Below are 6864 nucleotides of genomic sequence, written 5' to 3' on the forward strand. Positions count from 1 at the left end.
GCAAGATGATTTTACTGCAATAGTTTGTCGCACGGTTTCAATGCAAACAATCTTGCGAACGCCAAATTACAGCGCTGAGTAATTTTGAGCAACGAACTCCCCCGACTCCGTTGACGGCACGGCTCTTTGCCTGCGAAAATGCGCCAGACAGTCTATCACCAGGGTTCCACCGATGAGTTCAAGATTGCCATTGCTCTCCAGCATCCCCCGTGTCTTACTGGTATTATTTCTGACAACGTCGCTTGGACACGGTGCTAACCTCGAACAAAATGCGCGGTCGCCAAGCTCAAGGCGGCCGGCACGCGCACCGCGGCCCTGCTTGCCTGTCACCAAAAAGCGATCTCCAAGGATGTCGCGGTCGATCCGAAATGCCTGCAGAATGCGGACCTCAAATTCATAAAAGCCATCGAGAAGGCAGAAAAGCAGTTGCCGTGTGCAGGCAGTAAAATCGATCTCACCCGAGAGGCGGATGCCTGCGTCACCAACCTCGTCGAGACGGTGGAGGTAACCGCGGCGACTGAGCCGCCGAGCCTTGCGGGCATTACGTCCGCCCACAATGCAGTGCGCGCCGAGGTCGGCGTCAGGCCGCTCGTCTGGAACACGTCTCTCGCCGCGACGGCACAGGCCTGGGCCGATCAGTGTAGCGATACTGCCGCCCCCAGCGGATTCATCGACCACAATCTCTCACGTAGCGCCACCTATCTCTACGTAGTGGGTGAAAATATTTATGCCAACACCGGAGCGGCCAAGGCCAATGACGCGGTATCAGCGTGGGCATCGGAGATCGCGAACTACGACTATGCCAGCAACACTTGCACCGGAATCTGCGGCCACTATACCCAAATCGTCTGGGCCGCGACGCACGAAGTCGGATGCGCGCGTTCCTCATGCCCCAGGCTCACCTTCAGTAATACAATCGTCTGCAACTACGGACCCGGAGGGAATATCGTCGGCCAAAAACCCTACTGAGCCGCTTTCGCCCGATAAATAACTTTTGCGTAAATCAGCAGATTTAGCACAATGACGGCAATGCCTAAACCGATTTGTATTTCCCTGGTAAGCCCGGCAGGATAGATGATCGGCATGAGGTAGTGTTCGATAAAATCGCTGGCGTATTGACCGCCGCTTGCCGAACGCAGCTGGTTTTCAAGATAAGTCAAAGGGCAAATCCAGCCGGCAAATTCGATCGAAGCGCCCCAGATCGCGGCGGGCAAGTGTAGCCACATCAGCTTCGGCCATTTCAAGACCAGCAGGCCGCCTAAACTCACGAAAAGAATGAAGCCAAAATGAAGCGCGACGATCAAATCGGCGAGTATCGGATTCGGCATATAAGCCGTGATCTTCTTAGCCTTTAATACAAATAACCGGTTCCAGCCTTGCGACTTTGCGCGAGAGTCCGGCCCTATCCGCCGCATCCACCACCGCACTGACGTCCTTATAGGCGAGAGGCGCTTCTTCGGCGATACCACGCAGCGAAGGACTGCGGATCAGGATGCCTTGCCTGGCCAGTTCATCGACCAATTCCCTACCCCGCCATTGTTTGGTCGCCTGATGCCGGCTCATCGCGCGCCCAGCGCCATGGCAGGAAGAACTGTACGCACGATATTCATTGTCTTTGGCGCCGCACAAGACATACGAACAGGTGCCCATCGAACCGCCGATCAAGACCGGCTGGCCGACATCCTTGAAAGCAGCGGGCAAATCGGGATGGCCGGGGCCATAGGCGCGGGTGGCGCCTTTGCGGTGGATGAACAACTCTTTCATTTGGCCGTTGACCTTATGCCTTTCCACCTTACAGGTATTGTGGGACACGTCGTAGAGAAGACCGAGCCTAGCCCCCGGAAATATCGAGGCCACGGCCTGCCGGGTCAAATGGGTCAGTATCTGGCGATTGGCCAGCGCACAATTGATGCCGGCGCGCATCGCGCCGAGATAGCGTGTGCCGAGCGGCGAATTGATCGGCGCACAGGCAAGCTCGCGGTCAGGCAGTGCTATTTTGTACTGGCTGGCCGAGACCGCCATATCTTTCAGAAATTCGGTACCGATCTGGTGGCCCAGGCCGCGCGAGCCGCAATGGATCGTGATCACAATATCGTCGATCGCAAGTCCGAACCGTTCCGCAATCGTTCGGTCGTAAATTTCGGTAACCCGTTGCACTTCCAGATAATGATTGCCGGAACCCAGAGTGCCCATTTCATCGTGCTGCCGCTCGCGGGCCTTCGCTGAAACTTCCGAGGGATCGGCCCCCTTCATGCGTCCCTGTTCTTCGGTGCGCTCCAGATCCTCCGCTTCGCCAAATCCTTGATCGACCGCCCATTGCGCCCCGCCGTTCAGCATCGCAATCATTTCGTGATGATTCAAGCTGATTTTGCCGCGGCTGCCGAGGCCGGCCGGAATCGTGCGGTAAAGTTCATCGGCGAGGCGATGCTTCTGTTCGAGAATGTCTTTGATGGTCAGGCCCGTATGTAAAGTGCGCACACCGCAGGAAATATCGAAACCGACGCCGCCGGCCGAAATCACGCCGCCCTGCTCCGGATCGAACGCGGCGACACCGCCTATCGGAAAACCGTAGCCCCAATGCGCATCGGGCATCGCATAGGCCGCATCGACGATGCCGGGCAAGGTTGCGACATTGGTGATCTGCTCGCACACTTTCTGGTCCATGTCGCGGATCAAACTGAAATCCGCATAGATCACCGCCGGCACGCGCATCGCGCCTTTCTGCGGAATTTCCCAGCAAGTTTCATCGCGTTGAATCAATTGACCGGTATCCATCGCTATTCTCCGCTATACATCGACGATGCATTGTGCGACCCACATCGCATCGGTATTTTGATAAACCCGCAACTCGGTAAAGGTCGCACCTTTAATCTCGACGGCCGGCTGGTGTTTTTCCCTATCAACCGACTCGCCGAATGCGGTTGCGGTTAATAACTCTTTATTGATGGCGACCTCGAAACGACCGAACAATAAATCCTGTGTGGTCATTTGAAAAATCAGCTCGTTGATCCAATCAAAGAATAATATATCGGGGTCGGCAGCCGAGCAGGTGATCGATAACGACCGGGATGGCTTGATTGCGTCCGGATCGGTGATCACAGCGATCAAGGCAAGCGCGGCTTGTTCGAACGCTTCCGACATCGTAGGCGCTATACCGCGAATACCGATATCCGCGTCGTGATCGAAATGTTCCCAGCGAGGGGGCGCCGTGTTATTCATCAGTCTGTTGTATTTGTATAATTTAAGCGAGACATTGACTGGGCTGATCCGTTGCAAAGCGTCGGTCGATAAAACTATTTTTCGGCTAGCATCTCATCGTTTATGATCTCTTTTACATCTCATCTTAAGAGGGCTTTGATTTGCTAGCGATCAATAATTTGTTTTCCGGCCTGCCCGAGCAATTGCCGGAGGAACTTTTTGAGCCTATTCTGCAGCGCAATGGCATCGAAATCGAACGGATTATTTCGAAAGGTCATGCGACACCTCCGGGGCAATGGTACGATCAGGATGGGGATGAATGGGTATTGCTGCTCCAGGGGCGGGCAACATTGGCTTATCAAAATGAAGCGGAGCCGATTCATTTGCAAGTAGGGGATTATTTATTGATTCCGGCGCATTGTCGTCACCGGGTCGAATGGACGGATCCTGCGATTGAAACCCTTTGGCTGGCCATCCATTGGCGTTAGATTTGAATTAGAGGGTATGCGGCTAATTTCTGCATTCAACAACCCACTTATTAGTAACCAATTCATCGGTTCATACGGCATTCAGTAAGTGCCGGCTACACTTTAATCTCGAAGTGAAATAGTAACTTTTATTACCTGGTTTTTTGTAGCTTAATACTACAGATCTCCCATCTCTTGGTTCGAGAAGGGGCTTATGGTCAGAAACGTCAAATGGTGACGGCAATGGATGAATTTGAAAAACAGTATGCACCGACTCGTAGCCAGAACAACATCATCGAGTCGCTTTGTCAGGAATTCAATGGCGTTAGCTTTTATGGGCTGGAATACGTCATTGAGGATTTTTTTCAACCGAAAAGGGTAAAGTCGACGAATTTAGCCTATGCAGCCGTGGATTGGTTCGGATTATATGACTAACTGGCCGCTCGATACCTCTATTGCTTCCCTGATCAGATTTTCTCGGTAGATTCAGGCCAGTTTTTAACCAACGTCTGCATAATTCCAGGCAAAAAAAAACCCAAGCCGTGTGGCTTGGGTTTTCGGATTAAGAGCTTGGCAATTCCCTACTTTCGCATGGCAACCTGCCACACTATCATCGGCGCTAAGCGGTTTCACTTCCGAGTTCGGGATGGGATCGGGTGGTTCACGCTCGCTATGGTCACCAAGCAAACTGGTGCGGTTGACGATGAGGGTCAACCTTCGGCAGGGCTGTCGCCGTGCCTTGGAAATCTGTAACCTTCGGTTCTCTCGCAGTCAAGCGTCAGCTGCACTGTAGTTTTCTTCTACAGCCACCCAAACCGATTGGGTGTTATATGGTCAAGCCTCACGGGCAATTAGTACACGTTAGCTACGCCCATTACTGGACTTCCACACCGTGCCTATCAACGTCGTAGTCTCCGACGGCCCTTCAGGGGACTTGAAGTCCCAGTGAGATCTCATCTTGGGAGGGGCTTCCCGCTTAGATGCTTTCAGCGGTTATCCTGTCCGAACGTAGCTACCCGGCAATGCCATTGGCATGACAACCGGAACACCAGCGGTTCGTCCACTCCGGTCCTCTCGTACTAGGAGCAGCTTCCCTCAAATCTCAAACGCCCACGGCAGATAGGGACCGAACTGTCTCACGACGTTCTGAACCCAGCTCGCGTACCACTTTAAATGGCGAACAGCCATACCCTTGGGACCTGCTTCAGCCCCAGGATGTGATGAGCCGACATCGAGGTGCCAAACACCGCCGTCGATATGAACTCTTGGGCGGTATCAGCCTGTTATCCCCGGAGTACCTTTTATCCGTTGAGCGATGGCCCTTCCATACAGAACCACCGGATCACTATGACCTACTTTCGTACCTGCTCGACCTGTCCGTCTCGCAGTCAAGCACCCTTATGCCATTGCACTCAGCGCATGATTTCCGACCATGCTGAGGGTACCTTCGTGCTCCTCCGTTACTCTTTGGGAGGAGACCGCCCCAGTCAAACTACCCACCAGACACTGTCCCCAATCCGGATTACGGACCTAGGTTAGAACTTCAAATAAACCAGGGTGGTATTTCAAGGTTGGCTCCACAGAAACTGGCGTTCCTGCTTCGAAGCCTCCCACCTATCCTACACAAGTCGATTCAAAGTCCAGTGTCAAGCTATAGTAAAGGTTCACGGGGTCTTTCCGTCTAACCGCGGGTAAACTGCATCTTCACAGCTATTTCAATTTCACTGAGTCTCGGGTGGAGACAGTGTGGCCATCGTTACGCCATTCGTGCAGGTCGGAACTTACCCGACAAGGAATTTCGCTACCTTAGGACCGTTATAGTTACGGCCGCCGTTTACTGGGGCTTCGATCAAGAGCTTCGCTTGCGCTGACCCCATCAATTAACCTTCCAGCACCGGGCAGGCGTCACACCCTATACTTCCTCTTTCGAGTTTGCAGAGTGCTATGTTTTTGCTAAACAGTCGCAGCCACCAATTTTATGCTGCCTTTCTCGGCTCCATGAGCAAGTCACTTCACCTAACAAAGGCGTACCTTATCCCGAAGTTACGGTACCATTTTGCCTAGTTCCTTCACCCGAGTTCTCTCAAGCGCCTTAGAATTCTCATCCCACCCACCTGTGTCGGTTTAGAGTACGGCCACTCGTAACCTGAAGCTTAGAGGTTTTTCTTGGAAGCATGGCATCAATCGCTTCGCCGCTCCGTAGAGCAAGCTCATCATTACCTCTCAGGATTGAACGCCCGGATTTGCCTAAGCGTTCTCCCTACTGGCTTGCACTGCCTATTCCAACAGGCAGCCGACCTAGCCTTCTCCGTCACCCCATCGCAGTTACGACCGGTACAGGAATATTAACCTGTTTTCCATCGACTACGCCTTTCGGCCTCGCCTTAGGTACCGACTAACCCTGCGTCGATTAGCGTTGCGCAGGAAACCTTGGGTTTTCGGCGTAAGGGTTTTTCACCCTTATTATCGTTACTCATGTCAGCATTCGCACTTCTGATACCTCCAGCCAACTTCTCAATTGACCTTCGCAGGCGTACAGAACGCTCCTCTACCACCATACTTACGTATGATCCGTAGCTTCGGTACTATGCTTAGCCCCGGTAAATCTTCCGCGCAGGCCGACTCGACCAGTGAGCTATTACGCTTTCTTTAAAGGATGGCTGCTTCTAAGCCAACCTCCTGGCTGTCTGTGCCTTCCCACATCGTTTCCCACTGAGCATAGATTTTGGGACCTTAGCTGACGGTCTGGGCTGTTTCCCTTTTCACGACGGACCTTATCACCCGCCGTGTGTCTCCCGTGCTCGAACTTGCTGGTATTCGGAGTTTGCATCGGGTTGGTAAGTCGGGATGACCCCCTAGCCGAAACAGTGCTCTACCCCCAGCAGTTATACACGAGGCGCTACCTAAATAGCTTTCGAGGAGAACCAGCTATCTCCGAGCTTGATTAGCCTTTCACTCCGATCCACAACTCATCCCCTACCTTTTCAACGGGAGTGGGTTCGGTCCTCCAGTGTGTGTTACCACACCTTCAACCTGGTCATGGATAGATCGCCCGGTTTCGGGTCTAATCCCAGCGACTGAACGCCCTGTTCAGACTCGCTTTCGCTACGCCTCCCCTATTCGGTTAAGCTTGCCACTGAGATTAAGTCGCTGACCCATTATACAAAAGGTACGCAGTCACCGAACAAAGTCGGCTCCC

At 53.2% G+C, this 6864-nt stretch carries 7 protein-coding genes and 2 rRNA genes (1 of these 9 only partly in view); 3 read left to right on the forward strand and 6 right to left on the reverse strand.

Annotated features, from left to right (window positions below):
* Positions 1–66: 66 nt before the first annotated feature.
* Positions 67–678 (reverse strand): hypothetical protein, encoded by a 612-nt coding sequence (locus METLA_RS22970; RefSeq protein WP_198408525.1) that lies wholly within the window; start codon positions 676–678, stop codon positions 67–69.
* On the opposite strand from METLA_RS22970, the gene METLA_RS22975 reads away from it, so the two are divergent.
* On the forward strand, positions 562–969 hold the full coding sequence (locus tag METLA_RS22975) for a CAP domain-containing protein (protein ID WP_161635412.1): 408 nt from the start codon (positions 562–564) through the stop codon (positions 967–969). The genes METLA_RS22970 and METLA_RS22975 overlap by 117 nt on opposite strands.
* Here the strand turns inward: METLA_RS22975 and METLA_RS0113405 are convergent.
* Genes METLA_RS0113405 through METLA_RS0113415 form a run of 3 tightly spaced genes read right to left on the reverse strand, consistent with a single transcriptional unit; the run spans position 963 to position 3219 of the window.
* The gene (locus METLA_RS0113405; RefSeq protein WP_024299036.1) at positions 963–1328 is read right to left on the reverse strand and encodes a DUF2784 domain-containing protein; all 366 of its coding nucleotides are present in this window, start codon (positions 1326–1328) and stop codon (positions 963–965) included. The genes METLA_RS22975 and METLA_RS0113405 overlap by 7 nt on opposite strands.
* Before the next feature lie 16 nt (positions 1329–1344).
* Positions 1345–2775, reverse strand: coding sequence for an RtcB family protein (locus METLA_RS0113410; protein ID WP_024299037.1), 1431 nt, complete (start codon positions 2773–2775; stop codon positions 1345–1347).
* A 12-nt stretch (positions 2776–2787) separates the two neighbouring features.
* Positions 2788–3219 carry an archease gene (locus METLA_RS0113415; protein WP_024299038.1) on the reverse strand — a complete coding sequence of 144 codons (432 nt, stop codon included), beginning with the start codon at positions 3217–3219 and terminating at the stop codon, positions 2788–2790.
* 140 nt (positions 3220–3359) lie between these two features.
* Between METLA_RS0113415 and METLA_RS0113420 the strand changes: the two genes are divergently transcribed.
* Both METLA_RS0113420 and METLA_RS0113425 read left to right on the forward strand, forming a co-directional pair.
* A complete protein-coding gene (locus METLA_RS0113420) occupies positions 3360–3686 on the forward strand; it encodes a cupin domain-containing protein (protein ID WP_024299039.1) in 327 nt (108 codons plus the stop codon).
* A 222-nt stretch (positions 3687–3908) separates the two neighbouring features.
* Positions 3909–4100 (forward strand): hypothetical protein, encoded by a 192-nt coding sequence (locus METLA_RS0113425; protein WP_152539439.1) that lies wholly within the window; start codon positions 3909–3911, stop codon positions 4098–4100.
* 133 nt (positions 4101–4233) lie between these two features.
* Here METLA_RS0113425 and rrf read toward each other — a convergent pair.
* Both rrf and METLA_RS0113435 read right to left on the reverse strand, forming a co-directional pair.
* Positions 4234–4349 (reverse strand): 5S ribosomal RNA (rrf, locus tag METLA_RS0113430).
* A gap of 146 nt (positions 4350–4495) precedes the next feature.
* Positions 4496–6864 (reverse strand): 23S ribosomal RNA (locus METLA_RS0113435) (it continues 524 nt past the right edge of the window).

Origin of the sequence: Methylomicrobium lacus LW14 (genome assembly GCF_000527095.1) — a bacterium.
GTDB lineage: Bacteria > Pseudomonadota > Gammaproteobacteria > Methylococcales > Methylomonadaceae > Methylomicrobium > Methylomicrobium lacus.

What these genes read in the sequence shown, in the direction of transcription:
- METLA_RS0113405 (WP_024299036.1), bottom strand. Translation starts at nt 1,328, where the DNA reads ATGCCGAATCCGATACTCGCCGATTTGATCGTCGCGCTTCATTTTGGC.
- METLA_RS0113410 (WP_024299037.1), bottom strand. Translation starts at nt 2,775, where the DNA reads ATGGATACCGGTCAATTGATTCAACGCGATGAAACTTGCTGGGAAATT.
- METLA_RS0113425 (WP_152539439.1), top strand. Translation starts at nt 3,909, where the DNA reads ATGGATGAATTTGAAAAACAGTATGCACCGACTCGTAGCCAGAACAAC.
- METLA_RS0113415 (WP_024299038.1), bottom strand. Translation starts at nt 3,219, where the DNA reads ATGAATAACACGGCGCCCCCTCGCTGGGAACATTTCGATCACGACGCG.